We start from the raw sequence: 24415 nt of genomic DNA, 5'->3' as shown, positions 1-24415 counted from the left end.
TAGTCCTGATTTTAACCAGCTTGATTTGTTTCTCGCAGAAATACAGAAAAAAGAAAAGCATCTCCTTAACTTAAATACTTGACAAATCTCCGAAATCCACGGGGATTTTTTTATTACAACCCTATATTTATTAATTAGTTATAAAATCAAATTTGTCTTTAAACTGCCTTCAAACTGTCAGAAAACTGTCATCTCCGCTTCATAGAATCGATCAGGATTTATTTACCATATATTACAGATACGGATTTACTATGACAGCCAATACCAATCAGCCAAGTCGTCGTGATATTTTAAAATGGTTCGCGGGTGTTCCGTTTTTACCACTAGGGGCAATGGGCACAGCAGCAGCTTTAACGGGTTGCAATGATGACAACGATAATAACGTTGTTACACCACCAGCAAAACTAGTTAAATTTAAAAATGCCAAATTTACGCCAATGGCTGCACCATCAACCACAGCAGAAATGGCCATCACTTCTGTTAAATCAAGTTTAACAGTGACTTGGGAAGACAATACCAGCACTGAATATAAATTAGGTTATCAAGAATTTTTCCGCACAGGTATGGAAGTTGACAATATCAACGGCGGCAAAATTATCGCAGGTAGCTATTACGACATTAATAACAAAGCGATCAGAGATACATCGGTTGCAGGTCAAGAACGTCAATTCTTCTCTGACTGTCCAGATGGCTCTTCAATGATCCATCTCAAAGATGCAAAAGTTGACGGCGTCAACAACCCTGTGTTCCATGTGGTTCAGTTCGAATACACCACACAAAACTTGGCCAAACAAAGTATGTATGGTCAGTTACCCTCTCCAATTGCCGTATTGACCTTAGACCAAGATCAAAAAACAGGACATCTTGCATTGAAAAAATACTTCAATGTGGACATGTCTAAAGTACATGGCCTATGGATTACTTGTGGTGCTAGCCTTTCACCTTGGAATACGCACCTTTCAAGTGAAGAATATGAACCAGATGCTTTTGATCAAATTGGTAGCACCTTAGCCACATTAAGAGCCTACAGTAAAAATCTATATGGCAATGAAAATACAGCCAATGTCTATAACTATGGTCATTTACCAGAAATCATTCTGGATGGTAAAGGTCGTGGTACTGCAGTTAAGCACTACTGTTTAGGCCGTATTTCACATGAGCTAATTCAAGTCATGCCAGACAACCGTAGCGTGATCATGGGTGATGACTATACCAACGGTGGTTTCTTTATGTTTGTTGCAGATAAAGAAAAAGATTTATCTGCAGGAACGCTATATGTTGCAAAGTACACTGCTGAGCTGAATGAAACCTCTACAGCGCCAATTAAATGGATCAAACTGGGTCATACCGACAGTAAAACCATTGAAGACTTGGTCAATGTTCGCGGCATTAAAGCTGAAAACATTATGGAGAGCTTAACCACGGCACCTGCAGACTTAACGGGTTATACGCAGATTGTATTGGATAAGAAAACACTTTGGATCAAGTTAAAAGAAGCCAATAACGGTTTCAGCAAAGCAGAAATCGAATTAGCTGCTGCCTTCCTCGAAACGCACCGTTATGCAGCCCTCAAAGGCGGTAGTATGGCCTTCACCAAGATGGAAGGAACTACCGTTAATATTAAGGATAAGGTTGCTTATTCTGCACTTGCCAACATTCAAGACTCGATGATCGAAGGTAAATCAGGTTGGGTTGCTGCACACAATGTTAAATTCAAGAGCACATTAAAAGCTGGTGGTGTACTTGCCCATGACCTGAAAGGCAGCCAAGTTGACCACTTAAATAATGTGATCAATAGTGAATGGACACCATATCAAAGCCATATGATTCTCATGGGCAAAGATATTCCAGCAGACAGCTTAGGCAATACGGCTGATCCGAATAACATTGCAAGCCCCGACAACCTAAAATTCTCTGAAACTTTACGTACTTTGTTCATTGGTGAAGATAGTGGTAACCATACCAATAACTTCCTTTGGGCTTATAACGTTGAGACCAAGTCTTTAGACCGAATTCTATCTACACCAGCAGGTGCAGAATCAACAGGTCTACATGCAGTTGACTCAGTGAATGGCTGGACCTATATCATGAGCAATTTCCAACATGCGGGTGATAGCTCAAGCCTTCCAGCTGAATTAAAAGCAAAAGTATTAGCCAACTACAATGGTGGTTATAGTGCAAGTGTCGGCTATATCACTGCTGACCCAGTCGGACCATCGATTGAGAAGAAAGCTTAAATTTCAGCGTTCATCTTAAAAAGTAAATGCCGACATCATGTCGGCATTTACTTATCTCAATTCATCACAATCCAACCATTCAACGAGTGCTCGTGTTGATATAAAACGAATAAAACAGCGGGCTTATTGTGTTCAAAGATTGAAATGGCAGCAGTCACAGAGCAGATCTATTTTTCTGATAAAAAAAGCCCCTTTAAAAAAGGAGCTCGATTCAATCAATCCAGCTTTATTCAATTAATCACCAAAATCTGAATAATCTTTGCTGGTAAATTTACTGTAGCTTTTCCAAGGTTCTGCAATATTGACCTGTTGGATATTGGCTTTCAGAATGTCATAGCGCAAACCATCTAAACTGCGTACTTCCACCCGTTTGGCAATGTTATTGCGATTATCCCATTCAATACTCATTTTATTTTTCTTATTCTGGCTTTCATACCAAGTGCTGTTGCTGTCTTTTTTCTTGACGGTCATTCCCTTTAAACTTTTAGGGTCAATCAATGAATACACACAGCTCCAACAGCTACTAAGCCCTAACATATCGACATCTGCATCTTGTAAATGCACAACAGTTTTATCTTCCATCAGCACCAAATTGAGTTTGGGCTGTTTTTTCTGATCAATAAAATAATGCTGGGCTGCTTCGGCTAAATCCAAATGTTTATGCCCACCCTTTTCATGTCCATGTTGGTGATGTTTAGGCAGTACACGTTCAATCCAAATATTCTGAGTATTACGATACATGCGTTCCTGAAACACACTAGTACGTGTCACTCCATCATTGCCAATGGTCTGGGTCTCTCGGGTAATATTGGCACTTAATACTGGGGCTGCATGCAAAGACGTCATTCCCACGCTCAGTAATACCGCACTCATCACTAGACGCATGTTATTTCCTACATAAAAAAACCTCAGTCATAGTGACTGAGGTTTTTTGCAATATAATGAAAATCTTCAATAAAGTGTTGAGGGTCGGTTAACATTTCAACCATGCCTTGCGTTATTGGCTAAAACAACAGAAACAAGGCATAAAACGCAGACAATGGCTATCCCCTTGTTAAGTTTCATAACGCAGTTTATGGAAGTTTTAGCCATAACCCTACGGGACAGGGGTGTTTTTTGCCGCTACTTTGTTAGGTCTTGCTTACTTAGAATGACTAAGTTTCACAAAACCTGCCTTGTATCGTCTAAAAACATCCTCTGTCGCAAGTATCTGTGAAATGTTAGCAGACCCTATTTAAATCCGAATGCTTCTTTTAATTTACTAAATACCCATGCATTTTCACGCGTACCTTTAAATACTTGTGAACCCGCACCTTCAGCAAATAACAGTACATCACCACCACCATGCGTTTCAGAACCTGGACTGCCCAGCTTTATCCCAACCTCTTGCAAGTAATCATCTGCTGCTGCTTCATTATCAGTAATGTCGATGCGTGAGGTTGGACGAGGTCCGCCACCATTACCAAATACTAAAGTGGTTGAAGTTTTACCATTGACATCCAGATTTGGCGCATGCTTTTTACCATCAGCCAATACACGCGTTCGTGCATCGGTCGCTTTGGCTTCTTGGTAGCTATAGCTCAAACCCAAAATACCTGGATTAGTCGTCGTCGTTTTTCCAGTACGCGCGGTATAGCCATTAAAGGTCATAGTATGGTCATGGTCGGCAGTAACAACGATCAGGGTATTCTTTAACTCAGGATCGGTTTTCTTGATTTTATCCAATGCCGTCTTAATCGCATTATCAAAAGCAATGGTGTCTTGCAATGCGCGTTTGGCATTGGTGCCATGTAAAGCATGGTCAATACGTCCACCTTCCACCATCAAGAAAAAGCCTTTGCCCGCAGTATCTTGTGCTTGTAGCAGGTCAATTGATTTTGCGGTCATTTCAGCCAAACTTGGTTGGTTTGGCGCTGTTCTCGCGCGATCCAAATCATATTCCAGATGTGAAGTGGCAGAGTAAAGACCGATGTATTTTTTATTCAATGGTGCTGCATCCATCTCTGCTTTGGTCGCACCAACAGTGTAGTTTTTGGCTTTTAATTCATTCAGTAGGTTACGCCCATCAATACGCCCCTTCTTGTTATCCACAGCATTATAAGGGGTAAAGTGATTACGTCCGCCCCCCATTAATACATCAACGCCATCTAACAGTTTAGTGTTATAACCTGCTCCGCCAGGAATGATCTGACGTGCAATCTCATACTGTGCATTACGATTACATACATGAGAGAAGGTCGCCGCAGGTGTCGCATGGGTCAATTCTGTAGTGGTAATTGCGCCCACTTTTTTGCCATTGGCTTTAGCAAGTTCTAGAATCGTTTCTGCAGGGCTGCCCGCAGCCACACTCGAACCTGGTGTTGGGCAATTATTGATGGCATTAGATACTTTGGTACCATCAGGTGCTGTACCCGCACTTGGTTCAACCGCGATCGTCCCAGGTGTCATCCCAATCACTTCATTACGAGTTTTCTTGCCCGTCATATAAGCTGCCATTGATGGCGCGCTATCGGTGGTTTGACCATCTTCTGAATAGGTCTTGATGCGTACAGTACGACGCAAAGTGTCCATGGTTAATTTGCCAGATTCACCATAACCATAAATACGGCTTGCCGTGACGGTGGTTGGGCCCATGCCATCACCTAAAAAGAAAATAACATTCTTGGCTTCACCAGCAGCCTGCGCGCCAGTGCTTGCAGCAACTAATGCAACAGTTAAAGCAGATGCTTTCATACCAAACTGACCTAATTTAAATTGTTTTAACATCATCGTTCTCCAGTCTGTTGTTATTTATCTAGGCCAATGGCTTTGCGAACTAGGTTAAAGACTTCGATATTTTCGAGACTGCCGTGGAAGTTGTCTGACCCCACACCAATTGCACCCAAGAACACATCGGTACCGCCATGTGTTTCACTATCTGCAAAACCTGTTTGCACCACAGCTTCTTGCTGGAAGTCATCGGAAGCGGTACCTGTACACCAACCTTCTTTATCAATATCCGTACCACGACTATCAGTAAATTTACCCGCTGGACCTACGGCTGGATTACAGCTGTCGTTATCGGTCAATACCCCACGTGCTTCGATACGATCATTGTCTAAACGCTTTTTACCTGTACCAAAGCCGATAATTGGATATGGGTTGCCATTCACATCAGTTGAGAAACCTGCCTTGTTATAGTTTTTGACTAAACCAAGCACACTGGTCTCTGCCCCTTTCACATATTTACCTGTACGTTTCGCATAGCCATTCAAGACCATGGTGTGGTCATGGTCAGCGGTGACCACGATCAAGGTATTCTTGAGCTCAGGATCGGTTTTCTTAACTTTATCAATTGCAGCTTTAATCGCATTATCAAAAGCAACCGTATCTTGTAAGGCACGTTTCGCATTGGTGTCATGCAGTGCATGGTCAATACGTCCACCTTCAACCATCAAGAAGAAGCTTTTGTTTTTTGCTTGTAAGACATCAATCGCCTTGGTGGTCATATCGGCAAGACTTGGCTCATCAATTTTCTTATTGGTACGATCTAAGTCATAGTTCATATGGCTGGCATTGAATAAGCCCAATAATTTCTTGGTTTTGCTTGGATCAATTTTGGTTAAATCACTTCCGCTTGAAACAAAGCTATAGCCCTGATCTTGCATTTCTTTGACCAGATCACGACCATCCGCCCGTTTACCACCCGATACCGTCGTTGGTTTAAACTGGCGCAAGCCACCGCCCAAGACCACATCCACACCATCGTTTAATTTAGTGTTATACGCACCCCATCCTGTTCCCTTACCTGCTGGAACCAATTGTGCTGCAATATCGTTCTCAGCATCACGATGGCACACATGCGCATAGGTCGTAGCAGGTGTTGCATGGGTAATACGGGTTGTGGTGACAAGCCCAGTGCCCATGCCTTGCGCTTTAGCAAGTTCAAGCAATGTTTCTGCTGGTTTCTTGCCTTTATTGGCTGCAACATCGTCACAGGTACTGGTACCATCTGCTTTCGGTGGGGATGCGATGGTGCCTGTCTGCATGGAAATGACTTCATTATTCATTTTCACGCCTGTCATATAGGCTGCCATAGATGGCGCACTGTCTGTCACTTGACCATCTTCTGAAAAGGTACGAACAAATGCGGTTTCTGGGAGCGTATCAATGGTCAAATCACCATCCTCGCCAACAGAGTAAATACGCGATGCAGTTAAGGTGGTAATCCCCATACCATCGCCTAAAAAGAAAATTACATTTTTTGCAGTTGGTGTTTTTGGTACTTCTGTTTCGTCATTATTATCACTATTGTTACAAGCAGTCATTCCAGCTGATAAGACTGCCATTAAACTGACCGCCAATAGCTTTTTGGAAAAGCTCGTCTTCGATAAGAACATAGAATATCCCCAGATGTATTGTTTGGACGTAACTTGATTGGCTACACCATAACAATGCTGGGTGACCCTTTTATGTCACCTTGATGACAGTATTATTTCATCTTGTTGTTTTATATAGATAATTATGTTATAACATATCAACTCAAAGATTCAAATTAACGTGTAGATCAATCACCTGTCCCTGCTGTTCTCCCTGTTGAGATTTCTCTAGCCATTGCCATTCGGCGTCCGTCAATCTTAAAAAATTAGAGCATCGTGTCCCATAAATTGGACTTTGAATAAAGGTGGACGACAATAAGGCTTCCATCTCTGGATTGATTCCCGTATCGGGTAACAGATTGGCGATGACTTTACGCTCATCTTCCAAAATATCCCAAGCGGCGGCATCGATTGCTGATTCTGCAATTTGTGGTTGCTGCAACATCGGTAAAAACTCTTGAGTAAAGCGTTTACGCAAATGTCTGGTTTTTTCCCAATCTTCTGACATTAATCCATTTGAGACCACATAAACGCCATTGGCAAGCACTTGTGGGGCTTCACCTCGGTTACTCATATAAACGGCTTGCTCAGTATCTCCAACAAACAAATTAAAGCCCGCATACTCCTGTTGCTGTTGTTCCAATTGCTGAGCAAAACGAATCGGGGCTAAATCACTTTCCAAAAAAGATTGAATTAGATACCCGCGAGAAGTCGTATAACTTTTTTGATCGCGGCCATTACGGAAATTGGTGACAATCGCCCAACGTCCTGATGCTGTCACGCCCATCCACGTCCCGCCAGACTGCAAGTCCTGTCCTGCCACAATGCTGCTGTTTTGCCATGCATGCAAGGCAGCACTTGGTCGATGATAAAACTCATCCCGATTTGAAATTAAACACAGCGGCATTTCATCCAACACCTGCCATGCAAAAGCGACAATACACATAAGTCCTTTTTCTCCCACGTTTTGGGACATTGATCTTTCACATTGAATGTACAACATTTTTCACATCATTCCGCTACAATCTGCTCAAAATATAAAATTGAGGAGCAGCGATGCTGACCTATCCAAATATTGATCCAGTTGCGCTGAGCTTAGGACCAGTCAAAGTGCACTGGTACGGGCTGATGTATCTTCTGGCTTTTCTATGCGCATGGGGTTTAGCATCGTATCGCGCTAAACAACGTGATGGCTGGACAGGTGACATGGTGTCAGATCTGGTCTTCTACGGCGCGTTGGGTGTTGTGCTCGGTGGCCGTGTCGGCTATGTGTTGTTCTACGAATTTGGTAAATTTTTAGAAAATCCATTGTGGTTATTCCAAGTCTGGACTGGAGGCATGAGCTTCCACGGCGGCTTCCTCGGTGTGATGATTGCGATGCTGTTTTGGTGTAAAAAATACCAAAAAACATGGTTCCAGACCTTGGACTTTATTGCACCCTGTGTACCAACAGGCTTGATGTTTGGTCGCTTTGGTAACTTTATTGGTGGTGAGCTATATGGCCGTCCTGTACAAGACCCGAGCTATCCATTTGGAATGATTTTCCCAACAGATCCACTCGGTTTGGTGCGCCATCCCTCACAAATCTATCAAGCACTGTGTGAAGGTTTGATCCTCTTTATCGTATTGTGGTGGTTTAGCTCTAAACCTCGTCCGCGTATGGCCGTTTCAGCTCTATTCCTTGTCGGCTATGGTATTGCTCGCTTCTTTATGGAATTCTTCCGCGAACCCGATGCAGACCAAGGCTACATTTTATTTGGCTGGATGACCAAAGGCCAGATTCTCAGCTTCCCAATGATTATTATTGGTCTGTGGATGATCTGGTACGCTTACCGTAAAAACATCTATGACTGGCAGTTAAAGAAATAATAAAAATGGGAGCGAATGCTCCCTTTTTTAGGCCAATAATTTAAGCTATTTATCAATCTTTCAAAAACAGCGTATATTGATTCTATTCCTTTCAGGAGAGAGTCGATGCAGCAACAACGTCAGCATCTCGCCCACTTTAAAGTGCATGAGCTGGTTCTTAGCCTCTCTCCCCTACAGTTCAATCCGCAACTGGTCTGCCAAATCGAAAAATCACTTGAACTCAGTTTCATCAACGACAATGAGCCGCATCGGGTATGTTTCGCCAACCAAAACACCGAATTACAAGATGCCTATAAACAGGTGTTTAGCGCAGTTGATCTACTCGATTATCTCTATGCAAGTTTAATCTCAGACCAGCAACGTGCAGAAAAAATACAACTACAGAATCCTGCCTTAGCTCCAATTCCCTATCCAACTGATAATCTTACTTTCTGGAGATTGGTCGCAACTGGGCGGAAATATCGACTTTCGCTGAGTTAAAATTTTCCAGCCAACGCTTTCATCACTTCACCTAAACGCTTGCCTTGTGCTTCACACAACATTTTCTCATCTTGACTTAAGCTCTGATCATGACGTGGCCCACTAACATGACTGGCACCATACGGTGTTCCACCGGTTTTGGTATTGGACAAGGCTGGAATCGAATTAGGTAGTCCCATAATCAGCATGCCGTGATGAAACAACGGCGGTAACATCGTTAGCAATGTGCTTTCCTGCCCACCATGCATCGAACCAGAAGATGTAAACACACAAGCAGGCTTATGATGCAAAGCACCATTCAGCCATAGGCTAGTGGTTTGATCCCAAAAGTATTTCATCTCACTGGCCATATTGCCGAAACGCGTTGGCGAACCCAAGGCCAAACCCGAACAATGGCTAAGATCTTCTAAAGTGCAATAAATGTCGCCATCTGCTGGAATACTCGGTGCCGCTTCAGTCACAACGGTGGCTAAATTCGGCACGGTACGAATGCGTGCCGTCACCCCTGCAGCTTCTATTCCATCGGCAATCAGATGCGCCATTTGCTTGGTTGAACCATATTTACTGTAATAAAGAACAAGAACGTAAGGTTGCATCACTTTCAAGAATTTTGTTAAAAAGGACACTATACGACATTTTTTACTTTTTGAGCTGTAGTAAATCCTGTGATTAGACAGGATTTTTATTAAAAATAACTAGGATAGAACCCATGATCTTAAATCGTTATCTAAAAAAACTGCCTTTTTTAGAGGAAACATGGTTTCAATTTATTGTATTTGTGTTACGACGTTTTGAAGCCGATCGCTGTCGGGAACAAGCAGGTGGTTTAACCTATACCACCCTGTTTGCAGTGGTACCGATGCTGACGGTTTTTTTAGTGATTATCTCCTCGATTAAAGCTTTAGAACCCGCCAGACAGCAACTACAACAGTTGATCTACAGTAACTTTCTACCAAAAAGCACCATTGCTTTTGACAAGGCCCTCAATGCCTTTACCGAAAAATCCAGTAACCTGACCATTATTGGTGTGCTGTTCCTGTTTGTCACCACTGTGCTGATGCTGACCTCGATTGAAAATGTATTTAATCGGATTTGGCGAGTGAAAGAGACGCGCACAGGTTTAGTCGGATTTATGCGTTATTGGACCATTATTTCATTAGGACCTATCGTTCTAGGCAGTGCCTTTGTCCTCTCTTCGACCGTCGCCTCTATCAATGTACTCAGTAATAACTTTGCGGGTTATCAACTCGATGGTGCTTTTATTCTGTGGTTGATTTCATTTTTATTAACCATTGTCGGTTTCTTCATTTTATATTGGACCATTCCCAATCGAACTGTGCCTGTTTTTTCTGCCTTCATCGCAGCTTGCTTTAGTGCGACAGTCTTTGAGGTTTTAAAACGCTTTTTTGGTTGGGTGATGAGCAACTTCACCAGTTATGAAATCGTGTATGGTGCCTTTGCAGCGGTACCGATTTTCCTGCTGTGGATATATTTGTCTTGGAACATTATCTTATTAGGCGTGGAAATCAGTTATGCACTCACCGCCTTCCATTCAGGTAAAGAACAAAAGCGTCATCCAATATTAATGATGCTGGATATTCTGGAATTATTTTATAAAAAACAGCAAATCGGACAGAGTGTCAGTGAAAAAGAGTTGTTAAATATTATTGGTCGAGGTGAACTCGGTCGCTTACCATCTTTTATCTTGCAACTGGAAGCCCAGAACCTGATTATGCGCACGGATAAAGACGAATATGTGTTGGTCCGTAATCTGGCTCAAGTGGATTTCTGGAGTTTCTTCACAGCTCTACCTTATCCACTCCCGTTACGTCCAGATGTTGAGCATATCCATCAGGATGATGAATGGATGGAACGACTCGGCCCTTCTTTGGTTGAAAGTAATGATTACTTAGCAGCCAAGCTTTCCATTCCACTCTCCACCCTGTTTGAACAGAAGTAAGCAAAAAGACCTCTTTCGAGGTCTTTTTTATTTCCTTAACCAGCCCTGTAAACTCACCACCACAATGCCAAGCAAGACCAACGCAGAACCAATCACAAAATTCAGTTCAATTTTTTCACCCAATAACCAGACACCAAAAGCCATCCCAAATAAGGGAGTCAGGAAGGAAAAGACGCCCAAACGGGAGGCTAAATAATTTCGTAGCAACCAGAACCACGCCAAGAAACTGGCGAAAGAAACCACCAAGGTATGAAAAGCCAGACTGCCCATCACCAATGGAGTAAAGTGAATCGTCGCTTGTCCCAAAACAATCGCAGTGCCAAATAATAATACAAAACTACCAGCCAATTGATAAAACAGCGTTTGAGTCACCGCCGCTTGTGCAAGTGAGGATAAACGTACGGTAATGGTGGTTGCTGCCCAAGCAATACTGCCAGCCAAAGCCAGTAAGTCCCCCCACAACATCTGTTGATCCGCAATCGATGCTCCTGAGGTCGTGCGTAAGAACGTCACCACGATCCCTAAAAAGGCAATCCCGATACCTGTCCATTGCAACAGACTGAGACGCTCTGAAGGAAGTTTCCAATGTAAGCCCAAGGCGACAAAAATCGGTGCGGTATACAGCAGCACCACGGCATGTGAAGCCGAGGTTAGCTGTAAAGCTTGTGCCAATAAAAAAAATTCTAAAGAAAATAGAAAAGCGACCAGTGCACCTGCTTTTAAATTCTGACGATTGAAAAGTTGACTGGTTTTATCGAGGTAAAGTAAGGGTAAAAGCAGTATGGCGGCAAGGCCCGAACGCAGCGCGATTTGCATTAAGGGCGAAATATCAGGAGCTGCCATTTTTAAAATGACTTGTTGTAGTCCCCAGATCATACACAGTACGATCATCAGACCCGATGCCGTTGCATCTAATGCTTTACGCTCATCCATTGCGCGCTCCTGATTTTATGATTTGAGCACCAATATAAGACTGTCTTATTTTCATGATATAGTGAAATTACGACAATAGATGCGTATTTTCAGGCAATTCTCATGTTATGAAAAAATCAGCACAACGGATTCAAGATTTTCAGCCAATCCCGACCTACAACGATATTCCTGCGCCCTTATGGCTTCAGATTCGGGACGCACCTGCAGAGACGTTTTACCCACAACACGCACACGCTTGGGGAGAATTTATCTATGCTTTTGATGGTGTGTTAGAAGTCAATATTGAGCAAATTCATTACTTAACCCCACCACCTTATGGGATTTGGCTACCACCGCATTTACAACACAGTGGTATCAATCGCAATGAGGTGACGCATTGCACCCTGTACGTGCATGAATCACTCTGTCACAACATGCCGCAACAGGCAGGTATCTTACTGTCCGCGCCCTTAGTATCTGCGTTGCTTGAACATATTCATAAGCATCCCTTTGCCGAACAGGATCCAGAATATTTACGCTTGCTGCAAGTTTTGCTCGATTCACTGACTCATGCAGAGTTGGTGGGCAGTTATTTACCAACCACCGAGCATCCTGCACTGGCGAAAATATTGACGCATTTACATGAATTTCCTGCCGATAACAGCACACTGGAACAGCTTGCACAGATGATCAATATGACCGAACGCACGCTTGCCCGTTATAGCCAAAAAGAATTGGGAATGTCTCTACATGAATGGCGGCAACGTCTTAAAGTCATGAAAGCGATGTCGATGTTAAATCAGGGTAAAACCATTGAAAGTATTGCGCTAGACTTGGGCTATGCCAGTTCATCGGCATTTATTTATATGTTTAAACGCTGGATGCATTTCACCCCAGACCAGTTTCGTAAGCTGTATCAAGGCAGTTAAGTTTGCGATCAATACCTTAACGAAGATTGGACTCAACAGAAAATCATGTTTTTAGATATAAAAAAATGGCGCTGCTCTTCAGAACAGCACCACCCTTTTATTTCAACTTAGGCTTTGACAAAGGTATCCCAATCATATTCGCCTGACTGAGTAATCAATTTCATAGTCAATTGATCATTGGCACGTAATGCCCCCACGCCTGCGGGGGTGCCTGTCATAATCACATCACCCGCTTCTAGGCTAAAGGATTGATTAATTTCAACCAATAAAGTGCCAATGTCGAAGATCATATCTTTGCTAAAACCATGCTGACGGTCTACCCCATTGATATTCAAAATTAGCTCTAGCTCTTGCAAGTCACCAATTTCGTCTGCTTCAATCCAGTCCGCCAAAATACAGGCACCATCAAAGGCTTTGGCACGTTCCCACGGCTCACCTTTGGATTTTAAATCACCCTGCAAATCGCGTAGGGTCAAATCTAGGCCCAAAGTTACCGCACCGATTGCTTCTAGGGCTTTGGCTGGATCGGTTTCCTGTGATAATGGATGGGCAATTTGCAAACAAATTTCGCATTCATAATGACACTCACCCAAAGCCTGATTCCAGCTCACGCCTTGAGCTAAAGAGCCAATACTGCTCGGTGGCTTAATAAATAACAACGCACGGTCAGGAATGGCATTGCCTAATTCCTTGGCATGTTCAGCATAATTTCGACCGACACACACAATTTTTGAAGGACGTGTACTCATGAAAACTCCTTGTTCTTTCAACCGTCGATAAAGTTACTTCTTAAAACTATTTTCAAATTTTGTTTGATCTGCTACATCACTAAATGCACGTTTGGGTACGATCACCACGGTATGGCTTTTCAGCTCTAACATATAAGTCAACTTGCCAATCGCAAACGATTGGACTTCGGCATATTGTGCACTTTGTTTTTTGCCTGCGGCATACAGTTCAAAGTGATCTTGGTAAAGGTCAATTCCCTGTTCACTTTTACCAAACTGATAGCGTACAAATTGGCGCTTAAACAACATTGGCAACAACCAATAGCGCATAACGGCTTGCATCACCAGAAAAAAAGCACCCAGTGCAACGTAATAACGCCCAACATCAGAAAAGCCTAAATAAATTCCCCACAAAATAATCGCAATGCTGATCACGGGGGTTAAAAAGCGGCTAAAGGTTTTTTTGCCAAAAGTGACCAAAGCAAAACCATCTTGTGATTCTTCTAAATTCAAATAATAGCGCACCGATACACTTGGACGTTGTTCAGACATTTTTAGATTTCTAACATTTGAAAAAAAACTGACCTATTAGAACATAAATGATTTAATGGGAAATCACATTTATCGCGATTTAATACAAAATTTAAATGTGATGTTTTTTCTCTTTTGGGCTTGCCCTTTTATATCAATTTAATTTTATAGATGAATTTAACAGTATGAAAATGATGAAGATGCAACAACAGTTCAAATCGTTACTGTTTATTTTAGGTCTTTTGATCACGCTCAGTGCCTGTAGCCAACAATCATTCCTTGAAAAGATAGAACCGCCACAAGAAAAGGCTTTTGCTGAAGATATGTTTAATCAACTCAGCAATAAAAACTATGCAGCCGTTGAGAAATATCTCAGTCCGGAACTGCAAGATGAATCCACCCATAGCACTTTGATCCAAATGGCTGGCTTATTTCCGGCTGAACCCGTTAAAAATATCAAGTTAATTGCAGCCAACAAAAGCTTATTTAAAGATGTCGTCACCTATCAATTAACCTTTGAATATGAATTTGCAGATCAGTGGCTGATGAATAAAATTGTGCTCAGTAAACAGTCCGATCAAATCCGTATTATTGGCATCCATGTTGAACCGATTGAGCATTCTGTCCAAGCCCTGCATGGCTTTACATTTGCAGGAAAAAGTCTACTGCATTATGTCGTGTTGATTCTGGCCATTGCGATTCCACTGTTTTGCATTTATGCCTTTATTTTATGCATAAGAACCCCTATGCAAAAAAGAAAATGGGTGTGGTTAATTTTTATTTGCTTTGGCTTTATGCAATTTTCACTGAATTGGACCGATGGCAGCTATGCTTTTCAAATGCTGAGCTTCTTGGTCTTAGGTGCAGGTTACTTCCAGCAAACAGTCTATAGTCCAATTATTTTGCAAATTGCGCTACCACTGGGTGCCATCTTGTTTGTTTATCGCCGTAAAAGCTTATTGGCTGAACAATAAACTTTGCCTAGCCCCGCTCCAGACATCCACTTGAGCGGGTTTTACACAATACGACTATTTTTCATGCATAAAAAAAATTATTAATAAGCAGTATTGATCGCTCAACTCAGAGGATCAAGTCATTGAATGAAATCACGGATAAAAATCAAAGGAATGTGATGGCTTATTTAAATGGTCTAATCTTGCCCTGCCTGTTATTGGGGCTCACACAAAGCTGTTTTGCGCAAATCTTGCCTTGGACGGACAATATTCCAAGTGCTTTACAACCTTTTCAGAATAATCCTCAGCTCTTGGCCAGTTATACCCAAAACAATATTTTTATTTATGGTCATCCTGCGACCAAAACGGCCGTACCGACGTTGAAAAGTAATCCCCAACCCAGTGTCAGTTTTAACTCAGCCGCAATCATTGTTCCCGTCAATGCCCAACAAGTGGCCAAAACACTAACCGATTTCAACCACTATGTCGGGTTATTCCCAACCCTCAAATCGGCGAAGACGTTAGAACAGTCTGGCAATACGGTACAAATGAAATATCGGGTCTCGATTCCGACCCCAATTCCCGTACTCAACTTTAATGAAGACGTCACGCTACAACACCAGATTAAGTCAAATAGTATTGCCAGCTTGGTGATTGATGCGCCGATTCCCTACGGTGTCGGAAAATTTGAATGGTTTGCACTGGACGAAAACCGTACTTTAGTCACCTTGACCCAATGGGGCGATTTGAATCAGCCCAAAGGATTTATTGTTAAGAAAATTCTCAATGCCATTCCTGAGGTAAAACTCGGAATTCCAAGTAGTAGTAATGCATTTATTTTAGAATCCCTAAGAACCCGTTTTATTAAGCCTAATTTGGTACCACTGAATGCAGGACAAATGCCGAATCCGCAGTTGAATGCTGCTCAACTCAATAAAATCACACAACTCATCCAATCGACTCAGCAACCTGTCAGTATCCTTCATGCACCGACCAGTATGCTCTATACCCATGGCCGAGAATCCATGCGTTTTACCACCACCTATCAATTTTATAAACAACCAACTCAACCCTTACAAAAATGGCTGAGTCCATTGGCCTACCAAGAATTATTCCCTCGGCAGATTAAAAAAGTAATCGCCTCTCCTATTCAAAATCAAGGGCAGGATGCAGATATTAAAGTCAATGTTGGCCTTGGTGTCATCAATATACCGTTTGCATTTAAATTACGTTTTAATTATCCGCAAACAGATGAAAATAATTTTTATGCCAATGGCGGTGACCTACGTTTTATTAAAGGAAAAATGCAGTTAAGTTCACTTAATCAAGGAACCTTATTGACCATGACCAGCGCAATGAAAGTCGATGAGAAGGCCCCATTCTTATTAAGAGCAATGCGCAGCCTGCCTTATCATGATGTACTCCCTGCTGTGGGTGGCAATGCCGTATTTGTACAAAAAATTAAAGCAAAAACTTAAGACGCAAAAAAACCGCAACTAAGCGGTTTCTTTTTTCAAATTGGTGCGCTCAGAGAGATTCGAACTCCCGACCCCTTAGTTCGTAGCCAAGTGCTCTATCCAGCTGAGCTATGAGCGCATATTTGATGGGGGCATTATACGCACTTTTCCCCAAATGATAAGACCTTTTTCACAAGATCACGATCAACTGTCTATAGATTCAGCACTGCTTGGTCATTTCAGCATGATTCAACCCGCGGCTACAGTGAGAAAAGTGGTTCATATCAACTGCCAATTCTGTATAACCCTCAATAAGACACAAGCATTTATTATTCGCTAAGTAAATGATTAAACTTTAAATAAATCATATTTTAGTCATTTTATATTTTTATTGATTATAAATTTTTGATAAAGAATTAAAAAAATCGCATTCCAAATTAGAACGATAAACCAGTGATCACTAGAAAACACATCTCTTTGTTTTATCGTATTTTTATAGCTATTTAAAAATATGATACAAAGCACAATATTGACTTTAAATAGATAAGCAATAAATACTAATAAATACATTATGAGACAGGAGTCACATAATTATTAACGCTTATTAAAAATAAAACTCCAATAATTATAGGTATATCGACATGTTATTTAAAAATATTTTATCACCAATTACGGGTATTCTTTCTCATTCGAGTAGTAATAGCCAAGCGGCAGTTCCGACTGCTGTAAATACGGTATCGACCACAAACCATGTTGTGGTCGAGAGTACAAATATCACCAACAACAATAATGGCTCAAATAATGGTTTATTCAGTGCCATAACAGGAAATGGCAATCAAAATTATGGTGTCGGTGTTGGCAATGGCCAAGATCTAAATGTCCCTCTTCCTTTCACGACAGCTTTCCATGCATTAGGAAACTCTTTTCCTTGGCTTGGAGGTTCGTCACCCGTTAGCTCAATCAATACGGCCACGACAACGTCTTCGACTCACATCCAAGACAATGACAGCATCAACAATAGTAATACTGGCACTGCTGCAGGTAATGATAGCAATGGCGGTTTATTAAGTGGTGTTGCAGCAGGCAATGGCGATCACAACTATGGCGTGGGTAATGGAAATGGAGATGACGCAAATCTCACCACACCCGTTACGGTGCCTTTTGATGCTTTAGGTAACTCAATCGGTGCATTGGGTGGTGGTGCTGTTCACTCTATCAATAGCACACCAACCAGTTCAACGACACTCATTCAAGATAATGACAGCACCAATAATAGCAACACAGCTACAGGAACTGCCGGTAATGGCAATGCAGGTGGTTTACTCAATGGTGTTGCAGCAGGCAATGGAGAACATAATTACGGCATTGGCAATGGTAACGGTGACGGTGTCAGTATCACTGTGCCATGGACCACACCTGTTCAAGCGGCTGGCAATGCGATAACAGGCTTAGCTGGTGGTGATGTTGATTCTATAAATACAGCAGCAACGACATCGACTACACAGATTCAAGACAACGACACCGTTAACAATAGCAATAACGGCACTGCAGCAGGCAATGGCAGTGGTGGTGGATGGTTCAATGGGATTGGTTCAGGAAATGGTGAACAAAACTATGGCATCGGTAATGGTAACGGCGACGATACAAGCATCACAACACCGATAACAGCACCCATCCAAGCCTTAGGTAACTCAGTTGTAGGCATCGGTGGTGGAGATGTAAACTCCACCAATACTGCTCCAACCTCGACTTCTAATGTCATTCAAGATAATGACAGCACCAATAATAGTAACAATGGAACAGGCGTTGGAGGTGCAGGAAATGGCCTCGGCGGCTTACTCAATGGTGTTAGCGCAGGGAATAGCGAACACAATTACGGAATTGGCAATGGCAACGGTGATGACGCCAGTGTCACCGTTCCTTGGACAACGCCAGTACATGTACTCGGTAACTCAGTTGCGGGTTTAGGCGGTGGCGATGTTAACTCCACCAATACCGCACCAACAACAACGTCAAATATTATTCAGGATAACGATACAACCAACAACAGTAATAATGGCACAGGTCTAGGTGATGTTGGCAATGGTATCGGTGGTTGGGGCAATGGCCCTGCTGCAGGTAACGGCGAACAAAACTACGGCATCGGAAATGGTAACGGCGATGATGTCGATGTCACTGTTCCATGGACCACACCCTTAAATGTATTAGGAAATTCATTTGGTGGAGGCAGTGACAATTCATCCAGCAACTCTGCGCCAACAACAACACTCAATCATGTTCAAGACAATGATACAACCGATAATAGCAATAGCGGAACGAGTACGACTGGCAGTTCAGGTAACGGTATCGGTGGTTTGCTCAATGGAATTAGTGCGGGCAATGGCGAACATAACTATGGCATCGGCAATGGCAACGGTGATGATGCCGACTGGACCTCACCTATAGTTACCCCAATCAATGCGATGGGCAACAATGTCTCTTGGTTTGGCAGTAATGATCCAACCCATACCGGCAATACCTCTGTGAATAACGGCTCCACCAATACGACCAATATCGTTGAAGACAATGACCATATCGACCACAGTAATCATGGTACTGGAGTAAGTGGTGCAGGCAATGGCATTGGTGGTCTACTCAGTGGTATTGGTTCTGGGAATGGTGAACAAAACTACGGTATTGGCAATGGTAACGGTGATGATGTCGGTGTAACCACACCAATCACGATGCCAGTCAATGGCTTAGGAAATGAATTCAGCTTCTTGGGCGATGCCAATAACGCATCTCATAACAATGCTTCAACCACCACTACCAATATTGTGCGCGACAATGACAGTACGGACAATAGCAATAGCGGTACAGGTGTAGGCGGCAGCTCAGGTAATGGCATTGGCGGTCTGCTCAATGGCGTAGGGTCAGGCAACGGCGAACATAATTACGGCATTGGTAATGGCAACGGTGATGATGTCGGTGTGGTGATGCCGATTACAACACCACTCAGTGGTTTAGGTAACTCCTTCTCCGTATTTGGGGACTCAACCACAAGCTCAGTCAACAACTCATCGACCACAACCGTCAATCATTATGAAGATAATGACAGTACTGACAATAGTAATAGTGGTACAGGTCTACTCGGTGGTTTTGCAGGTAATGGCGTGGGTGGTTGGGCTAATGGCCCTGCTGCAGGTAATGGTGATCACAACTATGGTATTGGTAATGGCATCGGTAATGATTCCAGTGTGGTTGCACCGATTACAACCCCAATCAGTGGTTCAGGCAATGCCTTCTCAATTTTTGGGAATGCCACTTCAAATTCAGTCAATGATTCCTCAACTAAAACCACTAACATCTTCCAAGACAACGATAGTACCAATAATAGCAACAGCAGTACGGGCGTCGGTGGCACAGCAGGTAATGGTGTCGGTGGTGGTTTATTAAATGGAGTCGCCGCAGGTAATGGAGAACACAATTATGGTATAGGCAATGGGATTGCGGATGATGCCAGTGTTGTTGCACCGATTACGACACCAATCAATGCCTCCGGAAATGCCTTCTCCATCTTTGGCAATGCCACTTCAAACTCAGTCAATAACTCTTCTACTACCACTTCAAACTATTTCCAAGACAATGACACCATCAACAACAGCAATACGGGTGGTAATGGAACTGGTTCAGGTAATGTGGCCGGTGGTGGGCTATTAAATGGTATAGCCGCAGGTAATGGCGAGCACAATTACGGTATTGGTAACGGGATTGCGGATGATGCCAGCGTGGTTATGCCCATCACGGTTCCTGTAAATGCATCCGGAAATGCTTTCCCCATCTTTGGCAATGCAACAGCAAACTCAACCAACAACTCATCCACCACAACCAATAACTATGTTCAGGACAACGACTCCACAGACAATAGTAATAGCGGTGGCAATGGTACAAGTGGTGCTGGTGGAGGTCTACTGGGTCTTGGCGGTTTACTCAATGGCGTAGGTGCCGGTAATGGTGAACACAATTATGGTATAGGCAATGGGATTGGTGACAATGTCGGCATAGTAGCGCCGATTGCAATTCCTATAAATTTATCTGGCAATGCAATTTCTTTATTTGGCAGCGCAACAGCAAACTCACACAATAATTCATCCACAACAACCAATAACTATGTCCAAGATAATGATGTCACGAACAATGGTAATGGCGTTGGCAACAGTGGCAATGGTTCTGATGGCCTACTGGGTGGTATAGGTTCTGGTAATGGCGACCATAATTTTGGTATCGGCAATGGTAACGGTGATGATACTAGCATCGTGACACCCATTACCATTCCGATTAACTTCTCAGGCAATGCCATTTCGGTATTAGATCTAAGCGGTTTAAATGGTCAGGGCGAATTCAATCCATTGAGTCCCATCACCAATCTTATTCATATTGTGGCAGGTGATGGTGAAGGTGCAACTGGTTTACTCGGCACGGTAACAGGTATCGTTGGCGGTGTGACGGGTGGAATTATTGGCGGTGAAGGTGGTCCTCTTGGTGCAATCACTGGCATCATCGGTGGGATTACTGGTGGAATTGGTGGCGGTGAAGGCGGTCCTTTAGGCGCGATCACTGGCATTATCGGTGGGATTACTGGTGGTGACTTAGGTAATAACCCTGTCACAGGAGTCATCCAAACAGGTATCGATGTCCTTCAAGGTGTTGAAAGCCTGAAAACAGATATTATCAACACAGGTATTACTACGGTAGGTGGTGCAATCAGTGGTGTCCTTCCGGGTGTTCATCCAGTTACCGATCTCACCAATTTAGGTACCCTCACCTTTGAAACTTCTCGCGATACCGTTAATGGTACATTAGAAGCAATTTCTGATTTAGCAGGTGCAGATATTGGTGGCGCTGCGGGTTCTCTCACAGGTGTACTTGGCACACTCATGACCAACGGCTCAGCAGCTTCTGGACTGATTCAACATATTGCAGGTGATCTCACTGATGTTGGTGGCATTATCGGTGGTGTGACTGGTGGAATCGGTGGTGGTGACGGTGGCCCTCTTGGCACGATCACTAGCATCATCGGTGGCATTACGGGTGGAATTGGTGGCGGTGAAGGTGGTCCTTTAGGTGCAATCACAGACATCATTGGCAGCATTACGGGTGGTATTAGTGGAGATGGTATTCTTTCTGGTATTGCCCAACCGATCGACATGGTGATTGGCAGTGGTAGTTCAGCAATCAGTCATCTACAAGATGGTCTCGGCGATCTCGCGAGTGGCAATATTATGGAAGGTCTCAACAACCTTATCCATATTAACTATGACAATAGTGGTAGCAGTAACAGTCTAGATAGTCTGCTCACCATAATTACGGGCACACTTTCGACTTCTTCCGGCATTGCTGTCGGTGAACCAAATCCAAATGGGGGAAGCATTACCGATCTCATTTCGGTTTCTTCACCATTAACAAACCTAACCGATCACCTATTCGGCTCACTTCATCATTTTTAAAATATCGCAATACCAAGAAAAGTCACTGTAATCAGTGGCTTTTCTTTTGCAGCTAAATGAAGTTCAACAGACTAAGATGAGAATATGCCAAGAAAGGCACATTTGATTGGTAAGTTTTTTTAAATAACACGCCAATAACCGCATAAACAATACGATTTCAGATTTATTATAATTTTAAAAAAAATAATTAAGAAAAAATTTAAAATATTGATCTTTATTAATTAAATAAAACGGAAAAACACTAGAAATATTTTTTTGCAAACGAGTAACAAATTTTAAAACTTTCTTTGCAGCACCTTCTTCACAAGACATAGATTATACTCATATAACACTTTAATTATATGATAAATAAAACTTATCTCACTATGATAAAAACCCCCTTACCCTTTCAAATAAAATACAAGTGTAAATTTAGTTAAAATTAACAACCAATAAATATATTAAAATTCAACATTTTAAATCCATATTTAACAATCATATTCCAGCCAGTTACAGATTGACAAAATAACTGCCTCATATAACACTAAATATGATTAATGTGACTTTAATCACAAAAAAATCATAGCAATTTAATAATTACTCAAAACAACACAACTTTAAAAATATAGGTATCGTTATGCTTTTCAAAAGTCTTTTTTCACCCATTAAAAGTATTACTTCAAGTTTGGTTGATAGTAGTACATCTACATCACACGTTGGCGGTTCAGTTCTTGCTCCTTTATCCCTATCTACAATTACAAATATCGTTTCAACAAATACCGTAACCCATACGGTAAGCAGTATCACAGGCGGAGCAGCCAACAATCCCATAAGTTCAATTACTAGCATTCTGGGGAATGTAACAGGCAGCAGTAGCCCACTTTCAACAGTCACAAGTATTCTAGGGGGTGTTACCGGCGGAGCAAGTGGTAATCCTCTCAGTGCAGTAACAGGCATCCTTGGTGGAATTACAGGCGGAACCGAGAGTGGTCCTCTGGGTACAGTTACAGGAATTATTGGTGGTATTACGGGTGGAACAAATGGTGGTCCACTTGGTGCAGTGACTGGAATCATTGGTGGAATCACGGGTGGAACCGAGGGCGGTCCACTTGGTGCAGTGACTGGAATTATTGGCGGCATTACGGGTGGGTCAAATGGTGGTCCGCTTGGCGCAGTAACAGGCATTCTTGGAGGAATTACAGGTGGTGCTGAGGGCGGCCCTCTCGGTGCTGTAACAGGAATCATTGGCGGCATTACGGGTGGAACTGAGGGCGGCCCCCTTGGTGCAGTGACTGGCATTATTGGTGGTATTACTGGTGGGACTGAAGGTGGTTCTCTCGGCGCTGTAACCGGAATTATTGGCGGCATTACCGGTGGAGCTGAAGGTGGTCCTCTCGGTGCTGTAACCGGAATTATTGGCGGCATTACTGGTGGTGACCTAGCGAACAACCCAGTCACAGGTATTGTTCAAGGTGGTATTGATGTCCTTCAAGGGCTTGAGAGTTTAAAAACCGATATCATCAATACAGGAATTAATACTGTTGCAGGTACGGTCATTAGTGCAGTGCACCAATCTGAACACCCAATTGGAGACCTAGCAAATCTGGGTACCCTCACTTTTGAAACTTCTCGCGATACGGTAAACGGTACATTAGAAACCGTCTCCCACCTTGCTGGTGCAGATATTGGCGGGGCAATTGGTTCTGCAACGGGTGTCATAGGTACACTGGTGAATAATGGGTCTACTGCATCAGGTCTGGTTCAACATATTATAGGGGATGCAACCAACATTGGTAGCACAGGCCCATTAGGTTCTATCACTGGCATCATTGGCGGCATTACTGGTGGTATTGGCGGTGGTGAAGGCGGTCCTCTTGGCGCGATCACTGGCATTATCGGCGGCATTACTGGCGGTATCGGTGGTGGTGAAGGCGGTCCTTTAGGCGCGATCACTGGCATCATCGGTGGTATTACTGGTGGTATTGGTGGCGGTGAAGGTGGTCCTCTTGGTGCGATCACTGGCATTATCGGTGGGATTACTGGTGGTGATCTTGGCAATAATCCTGTCACAGGAGTCATCCAAACAGGTATCGATGTGCTTCAAGGTGTTGAAAGCCTGAAAACAGATATTATCAATACAGGTATTACTACAGTAGGTGGTGCAATCAGTGGTGTCCTTCCGGGCGTTCATCCAGTCACAGATCTCACTAATTTAGGTACCCTCACCTTTGAAACTTCTCGCGATACAGTAAACGGTACATTGGAAGCAATTTCTGATTTAGCAGGTGCGGATATCGGTGGCGCTGCAGGTTCGCTCACAGGTGTTGTCGGCACATTGATTAATAATGGTTCAACGGCTTCTGGTCTGGTTCAGCATATTGCTGGTGACCTCACTGATGTCGGTGGCCTCATCGGCGGTGTAACTGGTGGTATCGGTGGTGGCGAAGGTGGTCCTTTAGGTGCAATCACTGGCATTATCGGTGGTATTACTGGTGGTATTGGTGGCGGTGAAGGTGGTCCTCTTGGTGCGATCACT

At 43.0% G+C, this 24415-nt stretch carries 16 protein-coding genes, 1 tRNA gene and 1 pseudogene; 9 read left to right on the top strand and 9 right to left on the bottom strand.

Going from position 1 to position 24415, the window contains the following annotated elements; all coding sequences use genetic code 11:
- Positions 1 to 251 precede the first annotated feature (251 nt).
- The gene (locus tag A7P55_RS05235; RefSeq protein ID WP_171551363.1) at positions 252 to 2237 is read left to right on the top strand and encodes an alkaline phosphatase PhoX; all 1986 of its coding nucleotides are present in this window, start codon (positions 252 to 254) and stop codon (positions 2235 to 2237) included.
- A gap of 234 nt (positions 2238 to 2471) precedes the next feature.
- On the opposite strand, the gene A7P55_RS05230 is transcribed toward A7P55_RS05235, so the two are convergent.
- From A7P55_RS05230 to A7P55_RS05215, 4 genes are all read right to left on the bottom strand, one after another.
- Positions 2472 to 3122, bottom strand: coding sequence for a hypothetical protein (locus A7P55_RS05230; protein ID WP_171551362.1), 651 nt, complete (start codon positions 3120 to 3122; stop codon positions 2472 to 2474).
- Positions 3123 to 3467: 345 nt separating this feature from the next.
- Complete coding sequence (locus A7P55_RS05225; RefSeq protein WP_171551361.1) at positions 3468 to 5003, bottom strand: alkaline phosphatase; 1536 nt, start codon at positions 5001 to 5003, stop codon at positions 3468 to 3470.
- 20 nt (positions 5004 to 5023) lie between these two features.
- On the bottom strand, positions 5024 to 6616 hold the full coding sequence (locus A7P55_RS05220; protein WP_004804187.1) for an alkaline phosphatase: 1593 nt from the start codon (positions 6614 to 6616) through the stop codon (positions 5024 to 5026).
- A 142-nt stretch (positions 6617 to 6758) separates the two neighbouring features.
- Positions 6759 to 7541, bottom strand: a complete 783-nt coding sequence (locus tag A7P55_RS05215) for an NRDE family protein (protein ID WP_171551394.1) — start codon at positions 7539 to 7541, stop codon at positions 6759 to 6761.
- A 110-nt stretch (positions 7542 to 7651) separates the two neighbouring features.
- Here A7P55_RS05215 and lgt point away from each other — a divergent pair, with 110 nt between their 5' ends.
- Positions 7652 to 8464, top strand: a complete 813-nt coding sequence (lgt, locus tag A7P55_RS05210; RefSeq protein WP_004657788.1) for a prolipoprotein diacylglyceryl transferase — start codon at positions 7652 to 7654, stop codon at positions 8462 to 8464.
- A gap of 105 nt (positions 8465 to 8569) precedes the next feature.
- Positions 8570 to 8944, top strand: a complete 375-nt coding sequence (locus A7P55_RS05205; protein WP_171551360.1) for a hypothetical protein — start codon at positions 8570 to 8572, stop codon at positions 8942 to 8944.
- Here A7P55_RS05205 and wrbA read toward each other — a convergent pair.
- Entirely contained in the window at positions 8941 to 9540 is a 600-nt protein-coding gene (gene wrbA, locus A7P55_RS05200) for an NAD(P)H:quinone oxidoreductase (RefSeq protein WP_216077976.1), read from the bottom strand. The two genes, A7P55_RS05205 and wrbA, sit on opposite strands and share 4 nt — an antisense overlap.
- Before the next feature lie 113 nt (positions 9541 to 9653).
- Between wrbA and A7P55_RS05195 the strand changes: the two genes are divergently transcribed.
- On the top strand, positions 9654 to 10904 hold the full coding sequence (locus A7P55_RS05195) for a YihY family inner membrane protein (RefSeq protein ID WP_171551358.1): 1251 nt from the start codon (positions 9654 to 9656) through the stop codon (positions 10902 to 10904).
- Positions 10905 to 10931: 27 nt separating this feature from the next.
- Here A7P55_RS05195 and A7P55_RS05190 read toward each other — a convergent pair whose 3' ends face one another.
- A complete protein-coding gene (locus A7P55_RS05190) occupies positions 10932 to 11837 on the bottom strand; it encodes a DMT family transporter (RefSeq protein WP_171551357.1) in 906 nt (301 codons plus the stop codon).
- Positions 11838 to 11944: 107 nt separating this feature from the next.
- Between A7P55_RS05190 and A7P55_RS05185 the strand changes: the two genes are divergently transcribed.
- On the top strand, positions 11945 to 12745 hold the full coding sequence (locus A7P55_RS05185) for a helix-turn-helix transcriptional regulator (RefSeq protein ID WP_171551356.1): 801 nt from the start codon (positions 11945 to 11947) through the stop codon (positions 12743 to 12745).
- A 107-nt stretch (positions 12746 to 12852) separates the two neighbouring features.
- Here A7P55_RS05185 and A7P55_RS05180 read toward each other — a convergent pair whose 3' ends face one another.
- Together A7P55_RS05180 and A7P55_RS05175 are read right to left on the bottom strand one after the other, a co-directional pair.
- Positions 12853 to 13494, bottom strand: a complete 642-nt coding sequence (locus A7P55_RS05180; RefSeq protein WP_171551355.1) for a fumarylacetoacetate hydrolase family protein — start codon at positions 13492 to 13494, stop codon at positions 12853 to 12855.
- A gap of 33 nt (positions 13495 to 13527) precedes the next feature.
- Complete coding sequence (locus A7P55_RS05175) at positions 13528 to 14025, bottom strand: YcxB family protein (RefSeq protein WP_171551354.1); 498 nt, start codon at positions 14023 to 14025, stop codon at positions 13528 to 13530.
- Between the two features lie 170 nt (positions 14026 to 14195).
- Here A7P55_RS05175 and A7P55_RS05170 point away from each other — a divergent pair, with 170 nt between their 5' ends.
- Together A7P55_RS05170 and A7P55_RS05165 are read left to right on the top strand one after the other, a co-directional pair.
- Complete coding sequence (locus A7P55_RS05170; RefSeq protein ID WP_171551393.1) at positions 14196 to 14978, top strand: hypothetical protein; 783 nt, start codon at positions 14196 to 14198, stop codon at positions 14976 to 14978.
- Positions 14979 to 15136: 158 nt separating this feature from the next.
- Complete coding sequence (locus tag A7P55_RS05165) at positions 15137 to 16435, top strand: SRPBCC family protein (RefSeq protein WP_171551353.1); 1299 nt, start codon at positions 15137 to 15139, stop codon at positions 16433 to 16435.
- A 41-nt stretch (positions 16436 to 16476) separates the two neighbouring features.
- On the opposite strand, the gene A7P55_RS05160 is transcribed toward A7P55_RS05165, so the two are convergent.
- Positions 16477 to 16553: transfer RNA gene (locus A7P55_RS05160), tRNA-Arg, on the bottom strand.
- Between the two features lie 502 nt (positions 16554 to 17055).
- On the opposite strand from A7P55_RS05160, the gene A7P55_RS05155 reads away from it, so the two are divergent.
- Both A7P55_RS05155 and A7P55_RS05150 read left to right on the top strand, forming a co-directional pair.
- On the top strand, positions 17056 to 21900 hold the full coding sequence (locus A7P55_RS05155; RefSeq protein WP_171551352.1) for a hypothetical protein: 4845 nt from the start codon (positions 17056 to 17058) through the stop codon (positions 21898 to 21900).
- Positions 21901 to 22516: 616 nt separating this feature from the next.
- A pseudogene (locus A7P55_RS05150) lies at positions 22517 to 24415 on the top strand (hypothetical protein); the annotation flags it as partial.

Source organism: Acinetobacter sp. Ac_5812 (assembly GCF_013072695.1).
Taxonomy (GTDB): domain Bacteria; phylum Pseudomonadota; class Gammaproteobacteria; order Pseudomonadales; family Moraxellaceae; genus Acinetobacter.
This window is presented reverse-complemented; position numbering and strand designations above follow the sequence as displayed.